Below are 21,604 nucleotides of genomic sequence, written 5' to 3' on the forward strand. Positions count from 1 at the left end.
TCGACGAAGCGCAGTCTATGCGTGCTGCGCTGCCGGGTTCAACGTGCCTCAGTCTCGTCGGAGGCCTGGTAGTTCTGTTCGAAAGCAGCAGCCTCCTCCAACCGTTCGGCCAACCAACCTGGAATGTGGTCGGCTTCGCGCGGGAAAGCTTCTTGGTCCAGCGCGAACACCGTGGGTGCGACCGGCGGTGACCACTTCGGGTCTTCTGTGAAGTTGAACCGGAAGTCGGTGTTGCTGCCGCGCCGCAGCGTGATCTGCACGGAGAACCAGGTTCCGACACCGGGTTCGTACATGGCCGCGCGGAGTTGCCGAAGGAGGGCCGAGACCTCTCGAGGTGGTGAGAGCAAAAGCTGTTCACCGGTCGTGGTGGATCCGCTGAGCGACAGCTGGCAGATCGTGCTGCTGCCGCGAAAGGTCAGCTGGAGCTCCGCCCATTCCGGCGGTAGCTTCGCGACGAGCGCGTCGGCCACTGCCTTCTTGAGGTCTTCGATCTCCTGAGCTCGGTGGTCCTCTGTCATTTCTTGTAGCTCTTCCACTCGCCGTAGTTGAAGTCAGGTCGATTGGGGAACCAGGCCTCCACGACCTTAGAGACGCCGTCCTTTGTCTCAATCCAACGGTAGAGCACTTCGGTGGGTATGCCGTCACGGTCGCGTTCAGCGACCACTTCGACTCGGTCAACGCTGCAGCCTGGAGTCTTGGCGTGTTCTGCCAGGTACCGCTCGAGGGAGCGCCAAGAAGCCTCAACAGTCATGCCTTCTCTGTTGTGGCCGCTGTTGGAGGCAGCCATCTGCGGGAACATGTTGATGTACTCGCCAGGGCCACCCATTTCATGAGCAGCCATGTGCCCGCCAGCCCAGTGTCGATTGGGGTAGACCTCGCGCCCCTCGTCGGCCGCTTTGGTCTGCGAGCTCGGGTCGCGGTAATACCGGTCGCTCGGTAGAGCGTTCGGGCTGCCCTTGAAGTGAGGGCTCCCCGACATTCGCTCTGTCTGGCCGTGCTCGTTCGTGTTGAAGGTCCAGTTGTCGTCGACTCGGTACTGCGCGTTAGGAGCGGGCTCCTGAAGTTCGATGTTCGGTCGGACGTATCCCGGGGCCGTGGTGTCGACTTCGGCCCACTTCAGTTTCCCGCTCTCATCGGTGAAGAAACTGCCGCGCCCTTCGATGTCGTAGCGAGTGTTGGGTTGGAGCAACCCAGCATTCGACAACGAGCTCAGCGACGTCTTGGAGTCAAGCGCAGTGAACGGCTCGGGGTTCGATGGGTCAGGGATCTTGATAGGGCTCTTGCCCTCCTCATGCCCCTCCGGGCGTTCGAATGTTGCATCATCGGGGCGAGTCCAATCGGTGACTGGGTCCGGGAACGCTTGATGACGGTTGCCAGCGGTACTCCCGTAGACATCCGGATCCGGAAAATCGTCGTCCGGAAAATCTTCCTTATGGACGATGATCTCCACTACACGCCGCTCGGGTGGGGCATCGAAGGGTTCTCCCCGCATTTCAACGTCGTCCGGCCGTTCGCCGGGGTCTTCGCCGTGGCGGGACGGGTGGAAGCCGTCGTCGCTGGCCGGCGATTTGGTGCCGTTGGGGTGGTGGGTGTCCCAGCCACCGTCCGGCGGCCAGCCGGGCTTGCCGTCCGGACCTTGGCTGCTGGAGAACACCCGGCCGTTGCCGTCGGTCCAGGCCAAGCCCCGCGGCGCGGTCACCGGCACGTCGAGCTTGCGGGCCAGATCGGCCGCGAAGTCCCCGGAGTTGCAGCTGATCAACCGGATCGGCTTGCCGTCGCACTCCGGCAGTCGGCGCAGCACGTCGGCGAACTCGTCCGGGCTGTACGAGCGGCCGCCCAGCTCGATCCGCCCGTCCGGCCGCATGTGCGCGTCAACCGTGAAGTGCTTGCCGTCATCGGGTACCCGCCGCGCCAAGTCCTGCAGGTTCGGATCGGTGTGCCCGGAAGCCCCGGCGTCCGTGCGGTTGTTCCGCAAGTGGTCGACCGCGTGGTCGATCTTCTGCTCGTACTCCGGGGTGCCCGGGCGCGGCTGGTCGGCGTCCGCATCGTGGGGACGGCCGTCGCCCTTCGGCTTGTCCGGCGCATCCGCATCCCGCGGCGCGTCGCCCTTGGCGGAGTCCCGCGGGGCGTCCGCCTTGGGATCCGTTCCACTGCGCTGGTCCGGTGCCTTCTGGTCCGCCGCGTCCGGTCGCCGACCCGGCCCGGCGTCCCGCGGCTCCGGTCCGGGGCGCTGCCCGGAGGCCGGCTTGTCCCCGGAAGCCCCCGGCCGGGCAGCGTCCGGTCGGGTCGACCCCGGCGCTGGGGCGTCGCCTCGAGAAGCCGGTGGCTGCTGCCCCGGCATCCCGGGGTCTCGAGAGTCCGGCCCACCGGGCTGCCGCTGCGGAGGCACCGTCGGGGCGTTCGTGCCCGCATCGGGACGCGCCCCAGGCGTGGTCGGGCTGTGCGGCTGGGACGCGCTCTGCGGCCCGGTGCTCGAACTGCGCTGCGGCGAAGCGTCCGGCCGAGACCCGTGCGGCCGCTCCGGGGTGTGCGGTCGATTGGCATCCAGGTGGGAACCGCGCGGTCGTTCCGGCGCGTCCGGCCGGGACCCCTGCGGCCGTTCGGGGCTGTGCGGCCGGCTGGCGTCCGGTTGAGACCCGTGCGGTCGCTCCGGGGCGTGCGGCCGGTTGGCGTCCGGCTGGGAACCGCGCGGTCGTTCCGGGCTCTGCGGACGACCGGCTTCCGGTCGAGAACCTTGCGGTCGTTCCGGAGCGTTCGGACGGCTGGTGTCCGGTCGAGAACCTTGCGGCCGCTCCGGACTGTGCGGTCGGCCGGTGTCCGGCCGGGAACCATCCGCCTCTCGCGGTCGCGGAACCTCCGGGGTGGACGACGGGCGCCCGGCAGCTCCCGGGCTGCCCGGCGTGCCGGTCCAGCCACCGCCCGCCCCCGGGCGGTTGGGAGCGCCACCACCCGGCGTCGGCCCGCCCGCACTGGTCGGGGTGGCGGTTGGAGAGGCCATCGGCGTGGCGGTGCCCGCCGGCTGGTCGGCGCGCGGCGCGCTCGGCGTGGGCGTTTGCGGCGCCTGCGGTGCTTCCGGTGCCTGCGGGGGCTGGGCTGCGGAAGACGACGTGGTCGCCGGGTCAGACGTCTCCACCCGGCTCGGCCCCGCACCAGCGGAAGGACCGCCTCCGGAGCTCGGCGCACTCGCCGAGGACGGGCCACCACCCGAGGGTGAACCGGTGTCCGGGGAAGCGCTGCTCTGCTGACCGGTCGGCGGCGGGCTGGACAAATCCCCCGACATCGTGGTCGTGCGCCCGCCGGAAGGAGAGGAACCTGCTTCCGAGCTGGCCGGCGCCCTGCTCGAAGGGCTGGAGTCGCTCGAGTGCCCGCCCGAGGAACTGGAACTCGTGTCCACGTGGGACGAGGGCCGGCTCGAGGTTCCCGGGCCGCCGGAGCTGCTCGTCGGCTCACCGGACGGCGAGTCCGGCCTGCTCGACGGACCGGAATCCGAGGGCGGCCGTCCCGGGGAAGCGCTCCTCGGGTCTGCGGGATCAGCGGAATCCCGGGACGAGGTGGTCCGAGACGTGCTCGGGGAGTCCGCGTCGCTGGTCCGGGAGGTCGAGTCGCGCCGGTCGGTGCTGGGCGAGTCGGTGTCCGCGGTGTTGTCGCTGCGCCCTTCCCGGTCCGGCCGTTTCGAGCTGCTGTCCGGGGAATCGGTGGTGTCGGAGCCGCCGTCCGGACCACCGCCGCCGTCGCCGAACTTGGCCTTGTGCCGGCCCACCACATTGGTGCCGAAGGTGTCGTCGACCTTCTTCCAGGCGGCCTCGGCGAAGTTGTCGGCGAGCTTGCCCGGGGCGTCCATCACCTTCTTGCCGGCCTTGCCGAGCGCCTGGATGATGTCGCCGAAGACCTCCACCATCTTGCCCAGCTTCGGCGAGACGTTGTTGATGGTCTTCAGCAGCTTCTGGACGACCTCGGAAATCCGGGCCACCGTCTTGGAGATGAACGAGGTCGCCTGCGCGGCGATCACCGGGGTGCCCAGTCCCAGCGTGCACACCGCCTCCAGCGCGTAGGTGATCAATCGGGACACGCAGTCGGCGACCAGGTCGCGGACGAAATCGCGCACGAACGAGACGACCTCGCCCATGATCGTCACGACCGAGCTGATCGTGCCCGCCAGCTCGGCGGCCCCGTTGAGCGCCTCGCCCTTCTCGGCGGCGTAGCGGCGGTAGGCGTCCCCGGCCGGGCCCACCCACTGCGCGGTGTCGGCCTTGACCGCCTCGTTGTACTCGGTGGCCGCCTGCTGCACGGCCTTCGACACGTTCTCCCAGGTGGCGCCATATGCCTTGACCCCGTCGGGGTCACCGGCGAACCAATCCAGGGCCTCCTGCAGCGGTTCGACGTGCTCGATCAGCCACGACAGCCCGTAGGACAGCAGGGTGCCGATCGGGTCGACCGCGACGCTGACGGCCTCCATCGCCAGCCCGCCGTAGGCCAGACCGGCCTCCACCCAGCTCGAACCGTCGTTGAGGCTGGCCACGTCGTGGACCGATTCGGCGATGCCGATGCCCTTGATCGAGTCGGGGGTCTCGTTGGGGTCCTTGGGCAGGGACTCCTTGGTGACGACGAGGTCGTTGCTCATATCTCGATCCCGCCGATCATTTGCTGTTGCTGTCATCAGTGGACTGGTAGTCGGCCGCGGTGGCCCGGAGGTTCTCGGCCGTCTCCCGCATCGCTTCGACGGCTTTCTTCAGCGTGTCGATCCCGTGCTTCTCAACGGGGTCCAGCATCCAAGCGAACGGGCGGCAAAGAATTCCGTAGGCGTCGTTGTCGAGCGAAACCTGTTGGGAAGCAGCGACGGCGTTGTCGAGCTGGCTCACCACACCATCCACTGTGGAGGCTTGCTGGCGAATGTCCTCTACCACGACGTTGACCTGGTCGGGCATCACATGCTCCTCTCGGCGGCCAGCGCGGTGAACCAACCGACGGGCTTCGTCGGCCGACCGGTGGGAATGGAAAAGCTGTGCGGCGACGGTGGCAGCTCGGTGCGTCCAGGAGGGTGGGCGACTCCGGTCCAGGAAGAACAGCAGGAACGGTGAGAAGACCGGTCAACGGGCGGGTTTTCGAGCACCGCGGGAAGGACCGGTCCCCCTCGCGGTTTCCGGTCGCGCGCGCAGGAATCCCCGGTGACGCCCCGGTGTCGATGAGTCCGCTGCGCTGCAGCGCTCAGGTTCCCGACCATGCTCCCCCGCCCCGACGAGTGCTGGGCCACGCGGCCCGCTGCCGACGCACCTGATCAAGCATGACTCCGTCGGGGGACGTCTGGTTCCCCCATTCGGAAAATGCATGCCAACAGCTGTCCCGATTGCTCTGAACGGAGCAGTGGTTCAGCGGTCCAGTGCAGTCCGAGTGGTCTCAACGGGGAAGGGGGAGCGGTCCAGGGCCCGCTCGCGGGAGATCCGGCCGCTGCGGACCGCGTCGCGCAATTCCGCCAACTCGGCCAGCTGAGCCCGCTGCGCGCGGACGAACTCGGGGTCCACGGGATCCCCGTGCCCGGGGACGACGATCTGCGCGTCCAGCTCGAGCAACGCCCCCAGCGCGGCCGGCCACTCCGCGGGGCAGGCGTCCTCGAAGTCCGGCGGCCCGCTCTGCTCGACCAGGTCACCGGCGAACACCACCGACGCATCCGGCACGACGACCACCAGGTCGTGATCGGTGTGCCCGCGGCCGAGGTGCCGCAGGTGCACCGTCCGGCCGCCCAGGTCGAGCAGCGCCGAGTCCGCCACCAGGCGGGAAGGAGTGGTCGGGGTGGAGGCCGCCAGCGCGTCGGCGGTCGCGTCGTCCCCGCGCTGCCGGTAGTGGTGGACCCACTCGCGCCGCTGCCGCTCGGCGGTGCGTGCCAGGAAGGCCGGGCAGTCCCGGTGCGCCCACACCGGTGCGGGCAGGAAAGCGGAGGTGCCGAAGCAGTGGTCGAAGTGCCCGTGGGTGAGGACCACCTGCCACGGCAGCGCGGTCACCTCCCGCACCGCGCTGGCCAGCTCGCCGCCCTGCACGTGGTCCCCGCGGGTGTCGACGACCAGGGCGGAATCCTCCCCGGTGACCAATCCCACGGTGAGACCCAGCTCGCCGTAGCGGCGGATGAGCACCCCCGGTGCGATCTCCTCCCAACTCACCCGGTCCTCCTGCGTTCGCACGAGTCCCATTGAACACGCGGTGAGCGACCGGGCGGTCACCGCCAGGAGGGGAGAAACCGCACCGGGGTGCGCACCACCTCGAGGTCATTTGGCACACTGCCCGCGTGCGCGTCTACATCGGCTCTGACCACGCAGGCTTCGAACTGAAGAACCACCTCGTCAAGTGGCTGACCGAGCGTGGCTACGAAGTCACCGACATCGGCCCGGCGGTTTACGACGCCCAGGACGACTACCCGCCGTTCTGCATCGAGACCGCGCGCCGCGTCGTCGCTGACGAAGGCAGCCTCGGTCTGGTCCTCGGCGGCTCCGGCAACGGCGAGCAGATCGCCGCGAACAAGGTGCCCGGTGCTCGGGCGGCCCTGTGCTGGAACACCGAGACCGCCAAGCTCGCTCGCCAGCACAACAACGCCCTGCTCGCCGGCATCGGTGCGCGGATGCACACCGTCGAGGAAGCCGAGCAGATCGTCGAGGCGTTCTTGACCACCGAGTTCGAAGGTGGCCGGCACCAGCGCCGGATCGACCTGCTGGCGGACTACGAGAAGACCGGCAACCCGCCGGCCCTGCCGGGCAACTGACGCCCAGCAGCGCAGTCCGCACTTCGCAGCCGGCCGGCTGCTCCGGCAGCCGGCCACTGGCGCCGTGGGCCCGCCACGGCTTGGAAAGCACAACGGAAGATGCCCGAAGGTCACACCCTGCACCGGCTGGCCAACCTGCACCAGGAGCGGTTCGCCGGCCACCCGGTGCGCGTTCTCAGCCCGCAAGGCCGGTTCGCCGCCGAGGCAGCGATCCTGGACGGTTCAGTGCTGGAAAGCGCTGAGGCGCACGGCAAGCACCTGTTCCACGTCTACGGTCCCGACCGCACCGTCCACGTCCACCTCGGTCTCTACGGGACCTTCCGGGAAGCCGAACTGCCGGTGACCGAACCCCAGGGCCAGGTGCGGATGCGGATCATCGGGCCCACCCACTGGACCGATCTGCGCGGCCCGAACGCGTGCGAGCTGCTCACCGACGCCGAAGTCGCGGCCTTGCGCGAGCGGCTCGGCCCCGATCCACTGCGGAACGACTCCGATCCGGAAAGCGCGTGGCACCGGGTCCAGCGCTCGCGGACCACCATCGCCGCGCTGCTGATGGACCAGAAGGTCCTGTCCGGGGTGGGCAACGTCTACCGGGCCGAAGTGCTGTTCCGGCACGGCATCTGGCCGTTCACCCCCGGCCGCGAGTTGGGCCGGGAACGCTGGGAGTTGATCTGGTCCGACCTGGTCGTGCTCATGGCCGAAGGGGTCAAAGCGGGCCGGATCGACACCGTCCGGCCCGAGCACACCCCGGAAGCGACCGGCCGCCCGCCGCGAAAAGACCGGCACGGCGGTGAGGTCTACGTGTACCGCCGGGCCGGTCTGCCCTGTCTGCTCTGCGGGACTCCGGTCGCCACCGCCGAGCTGGCCGGCCGCAAGCTCTACTGGTGCCCGACCTGCCAGCCCGAGCCGGCGGGTTAGAAGCCGAAGCCGTCGAAGCCGCCGAAGTCGAAGTCCCCGAAGTCGTTGTCGCCCGCGTCGCCGGCGTCCATGCCCTGGTCGCCGAAATCGCCGCCGTCGGCGCCCATGCCGTCCTCGAAGCCCTCGGCGTAGGCGGCGGCCGGGACTCCCGCCATGCCGGCGAACAGCGCGCTGGTGAGCATGAACGAGCCGACACCCCAGGCCCCGGCCACCAGGGCGGGCTTCCACCAGGGCTGGCTGTACCAGCCCTCCGGGACCGGCCGGCCGGCGACCTGGCCGCCCGGGTAGTAGTGCGGGGTCTGCGCGGTCGGCGTCGGCGAAGCCGCCTGGCGCTCGCCCTCCACCTCGACCTCGCGGAACTCGGTGACCCGGCCCGCGCTGCGCTGCCCGTTCAGGTCCGGCAGTTCCGGACCCGGGTCCATGTCCATGGCGGTGCGGGCGGCCCGCACGTAGTAGAGGCCTTCCAGGGCGGTCTCGGTGGTGAGCCGGCACTGGGTGGCGGTCTTGGCCTGCTCCAGCTGCGATGCGGCGGCGTTGTGCCGTTCGGAGGCGTCGGCCAAGGCCTGCTTCGCCGCCTCGTTGGTGCCGATCAGGTTCAACACCTGCCCGCCCAGGCGCTCCACCCAGCGCCGGGCCTCGGCCTTGGCGTCCTCGAGTTCTTGCTGCTGCCGCGCTATGGCACGCTGCCGTGACCACCAGATGGCGGCGACGATCACTGCCAAAGCGACCACGATGACGATGACGGCGGTCACTTGCTGCCTCCCGTGTTCTCCGGCTCCTGCACTGCGCGAGGCAGTTCGAGCCGTCCAACTGGCTTGTTCCGACGGTACCTGCTCGCGGGGGTGAGCGGTGGATCACGATGCCGCCCGTCCGTTGGTCGCGGGATGATCGGTGCGGGACGGTCCAGGACCTCCCGCCGCTCGCTACTCTGCTGGTGGTCCTGGACGTGCGGACGACTCTTGAGAAGGAAGCATGGGAACTCCACAGGAAGACAAGAAGCGAGCGATCAACGCGCTGCGCAACGGTGCGACCGTTCCGCCCGAGGCGTCCCCGCTGGTGGCCAACCTGCTGGAGAAGCACATGCAGATGAACATCGGCCCGGACGCCCCGGAGGGCTGGCTGAAGGTCGACATGGCCGGTACCGATCTGGCCCGGGCGGTGATCGAGGGGCTGGAGAAGGACTAGCCGCGTCCGCCGCGCTGCGGGCGGCTTCTCCACCGGGGCGGGTGCGTCAGCCCCCGAAGGGCAGTTCTTCGACGACTTCCCACTCCGAATTGGAGTGGTCGCGGTTGAGCCGGACCAGGGACAGCCCGGTCGCCTTGGCGGTGGTCGGGCTGACCGGCGTGGCGCTGAGCGCGGTGACGGCGAAGATCGCCGGCCCTTCGTCGGTGGAGTGCGCGATGTTCAGGTAGCGCTCGGTCTCCTCCGGTTCCGGCGGGACGGCGTCTTCGCCCAGGACGTCCTGGCAGGTCCGCCTGATCAGCTGCCGCAGTTCCAGCACTGTGGACTGCGGCTCGGCCGGCAGCGCGAGGGATTCGGGCAGCACCACCGCGTGGTGGAACGCCAGCGTCGGGGCCGGGGTTGCGGCCAGGTGCTCCCGCACGGCTGCCACCAGCCGGTGCAGCTGGTCGTCGCCCACCTGGTCGGTGAAGCCGACTTCCTGCAGCAGGATGTGCAGCCATTCCAACGGGACCAAGTCGAATCCGGGCAGGTCGCGCAGCGCGTACTGGTACTGGTTCACCAGGGTGCGCAGGCCTGGCTGGTCGGTGAGCGACAGCAGCCACGCGTAGCTGGTGCGCCCGGTGTTCCATCCGGGACGCCAGCGCGTGTGGTTGCGGACCTGGGCGGCGTGTGGAATGTCGGTCACGCACACATGGTGCCCTGCCGGCTCGGAAGTTGACAGCCCGCACCTGCCGAACCGGTTTTCCGCTGTTCTCGCGGCGAATTCTGGACGCTGCGCGGAGGCCAGCCGTGGCGCGGCTGTGGCCGCGACCACCCGGGTCCGAAGTGGACGTGCGGAGTTCGGCTCCGGTGCGCGCGGGGTGCTCGATGTGGTGGAGCTCGCATGGTGCGGCTTCCGCGCTCGGGTCACGGCCCGCTGGGCTGCTCGCACGGGGAGGCCAGGTGCAGAAAACCCCGTGCCCTCCGGCTGATGACCGGAGGGCACGGGTGGCGCAGAGCGGGTGACGGGAATCGAACCCGCGTAACCAGCTTGGAAGGCTGGGGCTCTACCATTGAGCTACACCCGCGTTGATCGGGAACCGGGAGCGGTTCCCGACCTTGTGTCCCCTAGCTTAACGGGTCGCGATAAGCTCTTTGCAAGCAGCCCCCCAGGGGAACGCTGCGAGCGAACGGGGTGTGGCGCAGTTTGGTAGCGCACTCGCTTTGGGTGCGAGGGGCCGTGGGTTCAAATCCCGCCACCCCGACCATTCCGGCGGAGCAGCTGTCGTGGGCAGCCGCTCCGCCGTTCTGTTATCTGTACTGCTTTGTCCGGTTCTGGCGGTAACGAGTCGGCGCGGGCTTGCGATTCCTCGAGCGTGCACGAGGGGAGTCGCAGTCCGCGCCGCGTACGCCTGCCCGCCGTGGTGGTGTGCGCGGTGCTGGGCACCGCTGTCGCGTTCCTGGTGGCGGTGTCCTTGCTGGTGCCCGGCCCGGAGCAGCAGAACGCGACCCAGATGGAGGGGATTGTGACCTCGGTCACCCCCGCTGGGACGGGTTCTCCCTCCGGTCCGTCCGCAGGAGGCTGATGCCGGTGACGGTGCGGGCGACGGGGCGCGCTGGTTCCTTCCCGCAGCTGTTGGGGCGGGGCGGATCGAGCTCGTCCTGCCGCACCTCCACCAGCCACCGCCGCCCGTCCTGGTGGCCCACCCGGACCGCGCCGTCCTCGTCGTCCTCCACGACCACCGCGTCGACCAGGTGTTCGCTCAGCTGTTCCCGGAGGGCGAGCTCGGCCGCCTGGGCCGGCTGCGACCAGGTGGAACGGCCCCGGCAGTGCTCCAGCGCCACCTTCCCGGCGAGCGCCGCGGACAGCACCGCCTGCGCTTCGGGCACCCCGAGCCTGCCGTAGGTGTAGCCCGTGGGCAGCAGCACGGCGGCCGGGGCGAACCGGTGCCCGCCGGTGTGACTGGTCTCCCACACCTGCTCGCCGTACTGGTCGCTGAGCGCACCGGCCAGCGCCCGGCCGCGCAGCGCGCAGCACTGGTCCCGGCGCCCGTTGGTGCACACCAGCAGCACCGGCTCGGTGGCCGGGTGGCCGAAACCGCCGTGCTCCCCGGCGGCGATCCCGGCGAAGTCCAGGTCGAGCAGCTCGGCCGGGTCCTCGACGTCGGCGGCGCGCAGCCAGCAGTGCCGCGGGTGGGTGTTGGCCAGCAGCACCCGGCGGCGCGGCTGCGGGGTCTTCCGGGCGGGGTGGCGGATCAGCTGGACCCGGAGGCCGTGCGCCTCGGCCCGGGCGGTGAGCTCCTGGCCGAGTTCCGGGTCCAGTCGGCTCTCCGCCACGGCGTTGCGGCCCCACGGGCCGGGCTGTTCCAGGCACAACCAACCGCGGGCGACCGCGGCGGTGCCGGGCAGTGGTTCGGCCAGCGCTTCGGACAGGCCGGCGCAGGTTTCGGCGTCACGCACAGCACCACTCAAGCACATGGACCGGCCGCGCTGCGGGACGTCCCGACCAGGTATCTGCAACCCCGGCCCGCCGCACCCGGATCGAAGCAATAGACTCGGAGGTCAGCCCGGCATGTGGGCGTGGAGGAGCCGCGCCTGGTGGCAGCGCCGGGGGATGAAGCACGTTCGCACTAGGAGACCACGTGAAGAGCACCGTCGAGCACCTGAGCCCGACGCGCGTCCGGATCAACGTCGAGGTGCCGTTCGACGAGCTCAAGCCGAACTTCGACCGCGCGTACAAGGCACTCGCACAGCAAGTCCGCATCCCGGGCTTCCGCCCCGGCAAGGCGCCGGCACGAGTGCTGGAGAGCCGCATCGGTCGTGGCCCCGTGCTCGACGAGGTCGTCAACGAAGCGGTCCCGGAGAAGTACCTCGAGGCGGTCAACAGCAGCGAGGTGCGCACCCTTGGTCGCCCCGACATCGAGGTGACCAAGCTCGAGGACGGCGAGCAGCTTGCGTTCAAGGCGGAGGTCGACGTCCGGCCCGAGATCACCGTGCCCGCCTTCGGTGAGTTGACGGTGAGTGTGGACGACGTCGAGGTCACCGAGGAGGAGGTGACCGAACAGCTCGACGCGCTGCGCGCCCGGTTCGGCACCCTCACCGGTGTGGACCGCCCGGCACAGCAAGGCGACTTCGTCAGCATCGACCTCTCGGCCACCGTCGATGGCCAGGAAGTCGAGGACGCCAAGACCAGCGGGCTTTCCTACGAGATCGGTTCCGGCCAGCTCGTCGAAGGCATCGACGACGCGTTGATCGGCGCCAGCGCGGGGGAGACCAAGACCTTCACCACCAAGCTCGTCGCCGGTGAGCACGCCGGTCGCGACGCCGAGGTGACGGTCAAGCTGAACTCCGTCAAGGAGCGGCAGCTGCCCGAGGCCGACGACGAGTTCGCGCAGATGGCCAGCGAGTTCGACACCATCGACGAGCTGGTCAACGACCTGCGCGAGCGGTTGAGCCGGGTCAAGAAGATGCAGCAGGGCGTGCAGGCCCGTGACAAGGTGCTGGACGCGCTGCTGGAGTCCACCGAGATCCCGGTTCCGGAGAAGGTCCTCGAGTCCGAGATCGAGGTCCGCGTCCACGACGCGATCCACCCGTTCGACCACGACGAGAAGCGCTTCGAGGAGTGGCTCGAACAGCAGGGCAAGACCCGCGAGGAGTTCGACAACGAGACCCGCGAGGAGGCGGAGAAGGCGGTCCGCAGCCAGCTGCTGCTGGACACCATCGCCGACGCCGAGGGGATCACCGTTTCGGACAACGAGCTCACCGAGCGGATCATCTACCAGGCCCAGCGGTTCGGCATGAGCCCCGACCAGTTCGTGCAGCAGGCGCAGCAGGCCGGCCAGCTTGGTGCGATCTTCGCCGAGGTGCGCCGCGGCAAGGCGCTGTTCTCGGTGGTTCGCCAGGCGACCGTCACCGACGCCTCCGGCAACACCCTGGACATGGACGAGCTGTTCGGCACCCAGCAGGAGGATTCTTCCGAGGGCGAGCAGAGCTCGGGCGAGGCCGAATCGAGTGAGTCGGGTGAGTCCAGCAAGGCGGAGTGATCCAGCCCTGCGATAAATGAACACGCATGCTCTGAGCGAACGTGGGCGGTACTGGGAAGCTAGTGCCGCCCACGTTCGTTAGGGTCATGTTGTAGCGGATCATCCGAGAGCGACCGGGGCACCACAGGGTCACCCGAACTGGTGACATCGGTCCACTTAGGAGGTGGGCCCTGGGTGTCAAGCCCTCGGCGCAAAAAGGCCCGTCAAGGGAGAAGGCAGGGAAACGTGACGCACCAGAGTGTTCCGGCGTCCGATGCGCCGTACATGCGGTCGACGACCAGTGGGCTCTCGCTCAACGACTCGGTCTACGAGCGGTTGCTGCGGGAGCGGATCATCGTCCTGGGGACCCAGGTCGAGGAGAACATCGCCAACCAGATCTGCTCGCAGCTGCTGCTGCTGGCGGCCGAGGACCCCGAGCGGGACATCTCGCTGTACATCAACTCGCCGGGCGGGTCGGTGCCGGCGGGCATGGCGATCTACGACACCATGCAGCTGATCAAGCCGGACGTGGTGACGGTTGCGATGGGCATGGCTGCCTCGATGGGGCAGTTCCTGCTGTCTGCCGGGGCCAAGGGAAAGCGGTTCGCCCTGCCGCACGCGCGGATCATGATGCACCAGCCGTCGGCCGGCCTGGGCGGTACCGCTTCGGACATCGCGATCCAGGCGAACATGTTCTCCAAGAACAAGCAGGAGATGGCCGAGCTGATCGCGGAGCACACCGGCCAGCCGGTGGAGAAGATCATCGCTGACTCCGACCGCGACCGGTGGTTCACCGCGGAAGAGGCCAAGGACTACGGCTTCATCGACCACATCGCGACCGCAGCAAATCTCCCGAGCAGCTGACCACCCGTCGTCTCGGATCTAGTAATGAGGAGTCACCTGTCGTGAGCTCGTTCCAGCCTCTCCAGTCCCGGTACATCCTGCCCTCGTTCGTCGAGCGCACCGCGTACGGGGTCAAGGAGTCGAATCCGTACAACAAGTTGTTCGAGGAACGCATCGTGTTCCTCGGTGTTCAGGTCGACGACGCGTCGGCGAACGATGTGATGGCTCAGCTGCTGTTCCTGGAGTCGGACGACCCCGACCGGGAGATCCAGATGTACATCAACTCCCCGGGTGGTTCGTTCACCGCGATGCTGGCCATCTACGACACGATCCAGTACGTGCGCCCGGACGTCCGGACCATTTGCCTGGGGCAGGCCGCTTCGGCCGCGGCGGTTCTCCTGGCCGCCGGCACCAAGGGCAAGCGGATGGCGCTGCCGAACTCGCGGGTGCTGATCCACCAGCCGTCGGTGGAGGGCATCTACGGCCAGGTCTCCGACCTGGAGATCCAGGCGGCCGAGGTGCAGCGGATGCGCGACCTGCTGGAGTCGACGCTGGCCAAGCACACCGGCCGGAGCAAGGAGCAGATCGCGACCGACATCGACCGCGACAAGATCCTCACCGCTGAGCAGGCGGTGGAGTATGGCATCGTCGATGAGGTCTTGCCGTACCGCAAGCTCTCGGCGATGCAGCAGCAGAGCTGACTCGTCGCTCGAGCGAGCTGCGGCGTTCCGGGGGCGGGCCCGGTCAGCGCGGCCGCGTTCGCGGACGCGGTGGGCTCCCCCGGAAGCCGGGCCAGGCCGGCTGGCTGTGACTTCGGCCACCGGCCGGCTCCGGTGTGCCACCGCCACCTGCGGTATCACGCCTGCTCTGCCGGCGCGACACGCCGGGACGAAGAGGTGGTTTTCCTGTTCCGCGAGATGGCGGACACTATGAGTCTCCCCGAACCCGGGGAACGGCAGGTACCGTCGAAGAGAGCTACGGTCAGGCGCGCTGAAGGGCGGCGTGCCGGAGGGGACGAGGTCAGCGGTCATGGCACGTATCGGTGACGGCGGGGACCTGCTGAAGTGCTCCTTCTGCGGGAAGAGTCAGAAGCAGGTCAAGAAGCTCATCGCCGGCCCCGGCGTGTACATCTGCGATGAGTGCATCGATCTCTGCAACGAGATCCTCGAGGAGGAGCTGGCTGAGACCAGCGACGTCAAGCTCGACGAGCTGCCCAAGCCGGCGGAGATCCACGACTTCCTCGACCAGTACGTCATCGGGCAGGACGCCGCCAAGCGGAATCTTTCGGTCGCGGTCTACAACCACTACAAGCGCATCCAAGCGGCCGAGCGGGGGCAGAACCGGGGCGAGGAACCGGTCGAGCTGGCCAAGTCGAACATCCTGATGCTCGGCCCGACCGGGTGCGGCAAGACCTACCTGGCCCAGACGCTGGCCAAGATGCTCAACGTGCCGTTCGCCATCGCCGACGCCACGGCGTTGACCGAGGCCGGCTACGTGGGCGAGGACGTCGAGAACATCCTGCTCAAGCTGATCCAGGCCGCCGATTACGACGTCAAGCGCGCTGAAACCGGCATCATCTACATCGACGAGGTCGACAAAATCGCTCGGAAGAGTGAAAACCCGTCGATCACCCGGGACGTCTCCGGTGAGGGCGTGCAGCAGGCGCTGCTGAAGATCCTGGAGGGCACCGTCGCCAGCGTGCCCCCGCAGGGCGGCCGCAAGCACCCGCACCAGGAGTTCATCCAGATCGACACCACCAACGTCCTGTTCATCGTCGCGGGTGCCTTCTCCGGCCTGGAGAAGATCGTCGAAGAGCGCGTCGGCAAGCACAGCGTCGGCTTCGGCGCCGAGCTGCGGTCCAAGACCGATGTGGACACCACGGACTACTTCGCCGACGTGATGCCGGAAGACCTCATCAAGTACGGTCTGATCCCGGAATTCATCGGCCGGCTTCCCACGGTGGCCAGCGTGACGAACCTGGACAAGGAATCGCTGGTCCGGATCCTCACCGAACCGCGGAACGCCTTGGTGAAGCAGTACAAGAAATTGTTCGAAATGGACAATGTCGAACTGGAATTCACCAAGACGGCGCTGGAAGCCATTGCCGACCAAGCGATTCTGCGGGGCACCGGTGCGCGCGGTCTGCGGGCGATCCTGGAAGAGGTGCTGCTGCCCGTCATGTACGACATCCCGAGCCGGGACGACGTGGCGAAGGTAGTGATCACCGAGCAGACGGTCCGGGAGAACGTCAACCCGACCATAGTGGCGCGGCAGACGTCGCGGCGGGAGCGCCGGGAAAAGTCCGCCTGAGCGGCGTGTACAGCCAGCCCTTCCGGGAGCGATCGGTGATCATGGAGTTGAGCTGATCACCGATCCCGGAAGCAACACATCATGACTGAGCTGCGTGTCCTGGTGCTTCCCGGTGAGCCGGACCCCGGCCCCTGGCATTGGGTGGTTTGGCTGACCAGAAGACTCCGGGAGCAGGACGTGGACGTCCGCATGCCGTTGCCGGCGAACACCGCTGCCCCGGACGACCGGATGCTGGTGCTGCGGGAGCAGCTGGCCGCGGTCCCACCGCAAGCCGAACTGGCGGTGGTGGTGCACTCCGCTGGTGCTGCGCTGTGGTTGGAGCACGCGGCCACGGTCGAACCGGATTTCCGCCGAGCCGACCGGGTGCTGCTGGTGGCCCCGCTCGAGTGCGATGAGCGGTTGCACGAGACCGGTGCGGCAGCGGTCCGGCGAGCAGCCGGGGTGACCAGGTTGGTCGTGGGAACCGGGGATCCGCAGCTGACCATGTACCAAGCGCGGCGCCTGGCCGAGTCCCTCCAGGTGGAGATGGACGTGGTGCTGGACGGCGGGCGGCTCACCACCGCATCGGGGTACGGCCCGTGGCCGTCGGTGCTCCGTTGGGTGCTCTACGGGTCCACACCGGTCTGCGACCGCTTCGAGGAAGCGGAGAAGCTGCTGCGGACGCGGAGCCGCCAGGTGCTGCGGGGAACCGCCTCACTCGTGTGCCGTTGAGCTCTTCAAGTGCCGTCCCACGAACCTGACCAGCTCCGGCAGCGCTTTGCGGTAGTAGCGGCTGTTGTGGCCACCGGGCGTGGTGGAGGCGTACTCCGGGTCCGCCCGGCGGATGAACTCCCGCGCCCCTTCGATGAACCGGTCGTGCGTCCCGCACCAGACTCCGATGGGGACGTCGCCCAGGGCGTCGATGTGCCGCAGCGGGTCCACTTCCGCCCATTCCTGTTCGCTGCTGAACGCGCGCCGCTTCCGCATCTGCTCCCAGGACGTGAGCAGGGCGGGCGCGACCACCGCGACCGCGCGCAGCGGTTCGTCGCGCTCCTGGCGGCGGCGGGCGTACAGCAGCGCCCCGAAGCCGCCCATCGAAACCCCGGACACCGCGAACGGAAGACCGCGGGGACCGCCGAGCCCGCGTTCGGCCATCCAGCTCGGCAGCTCCTCCAGCAACATCCACATCGGATCATCGTCGAGCCGGCGGTGCCAGTAGGTGTTGCCCCCACCGTCCACAGTGAGGATGGCGAAGGGGGGCAGGCCGTGCTCGTGGACCGCTGAGGACAGCCAGGCCGGCAGGCCCGCTGCCGAGTTGCGGGCGTCCCCGAAGCGGCCGTGCAGCATCACGCACACCGGGAGTTCTTGGCGCACGTGCCCCTTCGGGTACATGGTCACCAGGTCCACGTGCCTGTTGCGGGCTTGGGAGTACACCTGCTCGACCAGCACGTTCGGCTGGTTGTTGAGCTGGGACGGTTGCGGTTCCGGCGCGCTGTTGCTCCGGGTCAGTCCGAGGCTCAGCGAAGCGGCACCGAGGAAACCTGCGGTCATCACCGTGCGGCGGCTCAGCCCGACTGGGCCGTCGTGCGGCATTCCATCTCCCGTTGGACCGATAGCACTTCGTGACCATATTGCCATCGGAAAGAGTTGTTCCGTTGGTCCCCGCCGGCGCAGTACCACTTCATGGTACGTGAGCGAAATCTCATTCCGATCGGGGGAGTTCGCCGCGGCGCGGTTGGAGAGGTTCTTCCGCTGTCGAGCCGAATGCGCGGTTTCCCTCCTGTCCCGACCGTTGTCCGGATCGGCCGGGAAGCAGGTGCGGGCTCACCCCACCGGGTGGATGCGGTGCTGTCCGGTGTAGATGTTCATCGACCTGCCGCGCAGGAAACCGACCAGCGTCATGCCCTGGTCCTCGGCGAGCTCGACGGCCAGCGAGGAGGGAGCGGACACCGCGGTCAGCACCGGGATGCCGGACATCGCTGCTTTCTGGACGAGTTCGAAGGAAGCGCGGCCGGAGACCATGAGAACGCACCCGGTGAGCGGGATGCGCCCGTTCAGCAAGGCCCAGCCGAGCACCTTGTCCACCGCGTTGTGCCGACCGACGTCTTCCCGGACGACCAGGACCTCGCCGTCGGAGTCGAACAGGCCGGCCGCGTGCAGCCCCCCGGTGGACTGGAAGACCCGTTGCGCTTCCCGCAACCGGTCGGGCAGGGCGAAGACGGTCTCCGCGGAAATCCGCACCGGATCGTCCGCCGGCGGGTAGTGCGTGCTCAGGACCACCGCGTCCAGCGCCGCCTTGCCGCACACCCCGCAGGACGAGGTGGTGTAGAAGTTGCGCTCCACCGACGTGTCCGGCAAGGCCACCCCGTCGGCGAGCTGGATGTCGAGGACGTTGTAGGTGTTGCGCCCATCGGGGCCGGGGCTGTCGCAGTAGCGCGCGGTGAGCAGCTGCGCTTTGTCGTTGATCACGCCTTCGGTGAGCAGGAAACCGTGGGCGAGCTCGACGTCGCTGCCCGGGGTGCGCATGGTCACCGTCAGCGGCCGCCCGTTGACCCGGATCTCCAGGGGTTCTTCGGCGGCCAGGGTGTCCGGTCGAGTGCGGGTGCTGTCCGCGGAAACCCGCAGCACAGGACGTCGCGTGGTCACGCGTCCCATGGTTCCCCTCCGATCTGCTCGTCTTCGGCGCCTCCGCCCAGTATCCTCGTCCGGAACTGTGATCCACGCCGCTTCCGTGGGAGGGCTCATGGCCGTCAACCTGCTCAGTCCTTCCCGCGCCGTTGCGCCCGTTGATTGGAACCGCTGGCTGGTTCCACCGGCGGCGCTCGCGGTGCACTTGGCGATCGGCCAGGTCTACGCGTGGAGCGTCTTCAAGCCCCCGCTGGAGGACAGCTTGGGCTTGAGCGGAACCATGAGCGCTCTGCCGTTCCAACTGGGCATCGTCATGCTGGGACTGTCGGCAGCGGTGGCCGGCACCACCGTGGAAAGACGGGGACCGCGGTGGGCCATGGCGGTCGCCACCACTTGCTTCTCCGCCGGTTTCCTCGTGTCCGCGCTCGGGATGCTCCTCGGGCAGTACTGGATGGTGGTGCTCGGCTACGGAGTGGTCGGTGGTGTCGGGCTCGGCATCGGCTACATCTCTCCGGTCTCGACCTTGATGAAGTGGTTCCCGGACCGGCCCGGGATGGCCACCGGCATCGCGATCATGGGATTCGGCGGCGGTGCGCTGATCGCTTCCCCGTGGTCGGCGCAGATGCTGGAGGCGTTCGGCAGCGACCGCTCGGGCATCGCCCTGACGTTCCTGGTGCACGGACTGGCCTACGCGGTGTTCATGTCGCTGGGGGTGCTGCTCATCCGGGTGCCCAGCCCCGAGTGGACGGCCGCCCGAACCGTCGACCAGCCCGCTCGGCGAATGGTCACCACCGCCAACGTCTCCGCCCGCAACGCCCTGCGCACCCCGCAGTTCTGGTTGCTGTGGGTGGTCCTGTGCTGCAACGTGACCGCGGGGATCGGGATCCTGGAGAAAGCCGCCCCGATGATCACCGACTTCTTCGCCGGCAGCAGCACGCCGGTGGCGGCCGGTACCGCCGCGGGGTTCGTCGCGCTGCTGTCGCTGACGAACATGGGTGGTCGCTTCGTGTGGTCGTCGGTGTCGGACGCGATCGGCCGGAAGAACGTCTACCGGCTCTACCTCGGCGGCGGTTTGCTGCTGTACCTGGTCATCGCGTTCCTCGGGGACACCGCGGTGCCGATCTTCGTCATCAGCGCGATGCTGCTGCTGTCGTTCTACGGCGGCGGATTCGCCACCATGCCGGCCTACCTGCGCGACCTGTTCGGCACGTACCAGGTCGGTGCGATCCACGGGCGGCTGCTCACCGCCTGGTCGGCGGCCGGGGTGCTGGGCCCGCTGATCGTGAACGCGGTGGCCGACGCCCAAGCGCTCCACGGCCTCACCGGATCCGATCTGTACACGACGTCGCTCTACCTGATGGCCGGGCTGCTGGCGGTTGGCTTCACGGCCAACGAGCTGATCCGCCCGGTGTCCTCGAAGTACCACGAGCAGTCAGCAGGTGTGGCATGAACAGCAGGGCGTTGCTGATCTTCTCCTGGGCCTGGGTGGGGCTCCCGTTCGCCTACGGGCTCTACGAACTGGTCCGCAAAGTGGTCGAGTTGTTCTAGACCGGAAAACGCGGCGGGGCTGCCGCTCGGTGCGGCAGCCCCGCTCGACGACGTGCTTTCCCGGTCAGCGCGCTTCCAGGCGGATCACCACCGACTTCGACGCCGGGGTGTTGGAGATCTCGCCCACCGAGTCCAGCGGCACCAGGGCGTTCGCCTCCGGGTAGTAGGCCGCCGCGCACCCCTTCGGAGTGGGGTAGCTGACCAGGCGGAACGACGGCGCCCGGCGCTCCTGCTGCTTTCCGTCCGATGTGGTCCACTCCGAGACCACGTCGACGACTTGGCCGTCCCGGAAGCCCAACTCCTCCAGGTCTTCCGAGTTCACCAGCACCACTCGGCGGCCGCCCTCGATGCCGCGGTATCGGTCGGACAGGCCGTAGATCGTGGTGTTGTACTGGTCGTGGCTGCGCATGGTCTGCAGCAGCAGCCGGCCTTCGGGGATGTGCAGCTTCTCCGGAACGTTGACGGTGAAGTTCGCCTTGCCCGTGCTGGTCGGGAAGGTGCGGGAGTCCCGCGGCGGGTGCGGCAGCACGAACCCGTCCGGCTGGCGGACTTTGCGGTTGTAGTCGGCGCACCCGGGGACGACGTTGGCGATGTGCTCGCGGATCGTGTCGTAGTCGCGCTCGAACTCCTCCCACGGCACCGGGTGGTCCGAGCCGAGCAGGTGCCGGGCGAGCCGGCTGATGATGGCCACTTCCGACAGCAGGTGCTGGGAGGCCGGGGCCAGGCGCCCGCGCGAGGCGTGCACCACGGACATCGAGTCCTCGACCGTGACGAACTGCGGCCCGGAGGCCTGCACGTCCCGTTCGGTGCGGCCGAGGGTCGGCAGGATCAGCGCGGTCTTGCCGGGCGTGACGTGCGAGCGGTTGAGCTTGGTGGAGATCTGCACGGTCAGCTCGCAGCTGCGCAACGCCTCGGAGGTGGCGCCGGTGTCCGGGCTGGCGGCGACGAAGTTCCCGCCCAGGCCGATGAACGCCTTCACCTTGCCTTCGCGCATCGCCCGGATGGAATCCACAGTGTCCAGACCGTGGTGCCGGGGCGACTTGATGCCGAACTCCGCGTCGAGGGCGTCCAAGAAGGAGTCCGGCATCTTCTCCCAGATGCCCATCGTCCGGTCGCCCTGCACGTTGGAGTGCCCGCGCACCGGGCACAGCCCGGCCCCGGGCTTGCCGATCATGCCGCGCAGCAGCGCGAGGTTCACGATCTCCCGGATCGTCGGCACGCTCTTCTTGTGCTGGGTGAGGCCCATCGCCCAGCAGAACACGGTCCGCTCGGAACGCATCAGCATCCCGGCGATCCGCTCCACCTGCTGCTGGGGCAGGCCGGTCACCTGCTCGACCTCTTGCCAGTCGACGTCGCCGGCCTGGGCGGCGAACTCCTCGTAGCCGTGCGTGTGGTCGCCCTGCACGTTGGAGTGCCCGCGCACCGGGCACAGCCCGGCCCCGGGCTT

At 68.7% G+C, this 21,604-nt stretch carries 20 protein-coding genes and 2 tRNA genes; 11 read left to right on the forward strand and 11 right to left on the reverse strand.

Going from position 1 to position 21,604, the window contains the following annotated elements; translation table 11 throughout:
• Positions 1-38: 38 nt before the first annotated feature.
• The 4 genes from SREC43747_RS20180 to SREC43747_RS0104520 all read right to left on the reverse strand — a co-directional run bounded on the left by SREC43747_RS20180 (position 39) and on the right by SREC43747_RS0104520 (position 6,173).
• Positions 39-518, reverse strand: coding sequence for a hypothetical protein (locus SREC43747_RS20180; protein WP_051387690.1), 480 nt, complete (start codon positions 516-518; stop codon positions 39-41).
• Positions 515-4,621, reverse strand: coding sequence for a DUF8616 domain-containing protein (locus SREC43747_RS0104510; protein ID WP_029719957.1), 4,107 nt, complete (start codon positions 4,619-4,621; stop codon positions 515-517). The genes SREC43747_RS20180 and SREC43747_RS0104510 overlap by 4 nt, the downstream gene beginning before the upstream one ends.
• 16 nt (positions 4,622-4,637) lie before the next feature.
• Complete coding sequence (locus SREC43747_RS0104515; RefSeq protein WP_029719958.1) at positions 4,638-4,925, reverse strand: type VII secretion target; 288 nt, start codon at positions 4,923-4,925, stop codon at positions 4,638-4,640.
• 441 nt (positions 4,926-5,366) lie between these two features.
• Positions 5,367-6,173 (reverse strand): MBL fold metallo-hydrolase, encoded by an 807-nt coding sequence (locus SREC43747_RS0104520; RefSeq protein WP_236623027.1) that lies wholly within the window; start codon positions 6,171-6,173, stop codon positions 5,367-5,369.
• 104 nt (positions 6,174-6,277) lie between these two features.
• Here SREC43747_RS0104520 and SREC43747_RS0104525 point away from each other — a divergent pair, with 104 nt between their 5' ends.
• Complete coding sequence (locus SREC43747_RS0104525) at positions 6,278-6,748, forward strand: ribose-5-phosphate isomerase (RefSeq protein WP_029719960.1); 471 nt, start codon at positions 6,278-6,280, stop codon at positions 6,746-6,748.
• 99 nt (positions 6,749-6,847) lie between these two features.
• Positions 6,848-7,666, forward strand: a complete 819-nt coding sequence (locus SREC43747_RS0104530; RefSeq protein ID WP_029719961.1) for an Fpg/Nei family DNA glycosylase — start codon at positions 6,848-6,850, stop codon at positions 7,664-7,666.
• Here SREC43747_RS0104530 and SREC43747_RS0104535 read toward each other — a convergent pair.
• On the reverse strand, positions 7,663-8,418 hold the full coding sequence (locus SREC43747_RS0104535; protein WP_029719962.1) for an intermediate filament family protein: 756 nt from the start codon (positions 8,416-8,418) through the stop codon (positions 7,663-7,665). The two genes, SREC43747_RS0104530 and SREC43747_RS0104535, sit on opposite strands and share 4 nt — an antisense overlap.
• A 220-nt stretch (positions 8,419-8,638) precedes the next feature.
• Here SREC43747_RS0104535 and SREC43747_RS0104540 point away from each other — a divergent pair, with 220 nt between their 5' ends.
• A complete protein-coding gene (locus SREC43747_RS0104540) occupies positions 8,639-8,851 on the forward strand; it encodes a hypothetical protein (protein WP_029719963.1) in 213 nt (70 codons plus the stop codon).
• 46 nt (positions 8,852-8,897) lie between these two features.
• On the opposite strand, the gene SREC43747_RS0104545 is transcribed toward SREC43747_RS0104540, so the two are convergent.
• Entirely contained in the window at positions 8,898-9,533 is a 636-nt protein-coding gene (locus SREC43747_RS0104545; protein WP_236623028.1) for a 2'-5' RNA ligase family protein, read from the reverse strand.
• Between the two features lie 311 nt (positions 9,534-9,844).
• Positions 9,845-9,915 (reverse strand) — tRNA-Gly (locus SREC43747_RS0104550).
• 103 nt (positions 9,916-10,018) lie between these two features.
• On the opposite strand from SREC43747_RS0104550, the gene SREC43747_RS0104555 reads away from it, so the two are divergent.
• A tRNA-Pro gene (locus SREC43747_RS0104555) sits at positions 10,019-10,095 on the forward strand.
• 268 nt (positions 10,096-10,363) lie between these two features.
• Here the strand turns inward: SREC43747_RS0104555 and SREC43747_RS0104565 are convergent.
• On the reverse strand, positions 10,364-11,287 hold the full coding sequence (locus SREC43747_RS0104565) for a ferredoxin family protein (RefSeq protein WP_236623029.1): 924 nt from the start codon (positions 11,285-11,287) through the stop codon (positions 10,364-10,366).
• Between the two features lie 182 nt (positions 11,288-11,469).
• On the opposite strand from SREC43747_RS0104565, the gene tig reads away from it, so the two are divergent.
• From tig to SREC43747_RS0104590, 5 genes are all read left to right on the forward strand, one after another.
• Positions 11,470-12,870, forward strand: coding sequence for a trigger factor (tig, locus tag SREC43747_RS0104570; protein ID WP_029719966.1), 1,401 nt, complete (start codon positions 11,470-11,472; stop codon positions 12,868-12,870).
• A gap of 264 nt (positions 12,871-13,134) precedes the next feature.
• Positions 13,135-13,713 (forward strand): ATP-dependent Clp protease proteolytic subunit, encoded by a 579-nt coding sequence (locus SREC43747_RS0104575; RefSeq protein ID WP_037343053.1) that lies wholly within the window; start codon positions 13,135-13,137, stop codon positions 13,711-13,713.
• 41 nt (positions 13,714-13,754) lie between these two features.
• A complete protein-coding gene (locus SREC43747_RS0104580) occupies positions 13,755-14,393 on the forward strand; it encodes an ATP-dependent Clp protease proteolytic subunit (RefSeq protein WP_029719968.1) in 639 nt (212 codons plus the stop codon).
• A 328-nt stretch (positions 14,394-14,721) separates the two neighbouring features.
• Positions 14,722-16,002 (forward strand): ATP-dependent Clp protease ATP-binding subunit ClpX, encoded by a 1,281-nt coding sequence (gene clpX / locus SREC43747_RS0104585; RefSeq protein ID WP_029719969.1) that lies wholly within the window; start codon positions 14,722-14,724, stop codon positions 16,000-16,002.
• Positions 16,003-16,083: 81 nt separating this feature from the next.
• A complete protein-coding gene (locus tag SREC43747_RS0104590; protein WP_029719970.1) occupies positions 16,084-16,713 on the forward strand; it encodes an RBBP9/YdeN family alpha/beta hydrolase in 630 nt (209 codons plus the stop codon).
• On the opposite strand, the gene SREC43747_RS0104595 is transcribed toward SREC43747_RS0104590, so the two are convergent.
• Together SREC43747_RS0104595 and fdhD are read right to left on the reverse strand one after the other, a co-directional pair.
• Positions 16,696-17,574, reverse strand: coding sequence for an alpha/beta hydrolase (locus SREC43747_RS0104595; protein WP_029719971.1), 879 nt, complete (start codon positions 17,572-17,574; stop codon positions 16,696-16,698). The genes SREC43747_RS0104590 and SREC43747_RS0104595 overlap by 18 nt on opposite strands.
• A gap of 231 nt (positions 17,575-17,805) precedes the next feature.
• Entirely contained in the window at positions 17,806-18,636 is an 831-nt protein-coding gene (gene fdhD, locus SREC43747_RS0104600) for a formate dehydrogenase accessory sulfurtransferase FdhD (protein ID WP_029719973.1), read from the reverse strand.
• An 88-nt stretch (positions 18,637-18,724) separates the two neighbouring features.
• Here fdhD and SREC43747_RS0104605 point away from each other — a divergent pair, with 88 nt between their 5' ends.
• Positions 18,725-20,059, forward strand: a complete 1,335-nt coding sequence (locus tag SREC43747_RS0104605; RefSeq protein ID WP_029719974.1) for an OFA family MFS transporter — start codon at positions 18,725-18,727, stop codon at positions 20,057-20,059.
• Positions 20,056-20,157 carry an MFS transporter small subunit gene (locus SREC43747_RS22325; protein ID WP_423817357.1) on the forward strand — a complete coding sequence of 34 codons (102 nt, stop codon included), beginning with the start codon at positions 20,056-20,058 and terminating at the stop codon, positions 20,155-20,157. Before SREC43747_RS0104605 ends, SREC43747_RS22325 begins: the two co-directional genes overlap by 4 nt.
• A 64-nt stretch (positions 20,158-20,221) precedes the next feature.
• Here SREC43747_RS22325 and SREC43747_RS0104615 read toward each other — a convergent pair.
• On the reverse strand, positions 20,222-21,604 hold a 1,383-nt coding region (locus SREC43747_RS0104615), incomplete at its 5' end, for a molybdopterin dinucleotide binding domain-containing protein (RefSeq protein ID WP_152528310.1).

This window comes from Saccharopolyspora rectivirgula DSM 43747, assembly GCF_000497205.1.
In the GTDB taxonomy this organism is placed as follows: Bacteria; Actinomycetota; Actinomycetes; order Mycobacteriales; family Pseudonocardiaceae; genus Saccharopolyspora; species Saccharopolyspora rectivirgula.

Bases quoted from the DNA above. Each gene is read 5' to 3' on its own strand.
- SREC43747_RS20180 (WP_051387690.1), bottom strand. From the start codon at position 518: ATGACAGAGGACCACCGAGCTCAGGAGATCGAAGACCTCAAGAAGGCA.
- SREC43747_RS0104510 (WP_029719957.1), bottom strand. From the start codon at position 4,621: ATGAGCAACGACCTCGTCGTCACCAAGGAGTCCCTGCCCAAGGACCCC.
- SREC43747_RS0104515 (WP_029719958.1), bottom strand. From the start codon at position 4,925: ATGCCCGACCAGGTCAACGTCGTGGTAGAGGACATTCGCCAGCAAGCC.
- SREC43747_RS0104530 (WP_029719961.1), top strand. From the start codon at position 6,848: ATGCCCGAAGGTCACACCCTGCACCGGCTGGCCAACCTGCACCAGGAG.
- SREC43747_RS0104540 (WP_029719963.1), top strand. From the start codon at position 8,639: ATGGGAACTCCACAGGAAGACAAGAAGCGAGCGATCAACGCGCTGCGC.
- SREC43747_RS0104575 (WP_037343053.1), top strand. From the start codon at position 13,135: ATGCGGTCGACGACCAGTGGGCTCTCGCTCAACGACTCGGTCTACGAG.
- clpX (WP_029719969.1), top strand. From the start codon at position 14,722: ATGGCACGTATCGGTGACGGCGGGGACCTGCTGAAGTGCTCCTTCTGC.
- SREC43747_RS0104590 (WP_029719970.1), top strand. From the start codon at position 16,084: ATGACTGAGCTGCGTGTCCTGGTGCTTCCCGGTGAGCCGGACCCCGGC.
- SREC43747_RS0104595 (WP_029719971.1), bottom strand. From the start codon at position 17,574: ATGCCGCACGACGGCCCAGTCGGGCTGAGCCGCCGCACGGTGATGACC.
- fdhD (WP_029719973.1), bottom strand. From the start codon at position 18,636: ATGGGACGCGTGACCACGCGACGTCCTGTGCTGCGGGTTTCCGCGGAC.
- SREC43747_RS0104605 (WP_029719974.1), top strand. From the start codon at position 18,725: ATGGCCGTCAACCTGCTCAGTCCTTCCCGCGCCGTTGCGCCCGTTGAT.
- SREC43747_RS22325 (WP_423817357.1), top strand. From the start codon at position 20,056: ATGAACAGCAGGGCGTTGCTGATCTTCTCCTGGGCCTGGGTGGGGCTC.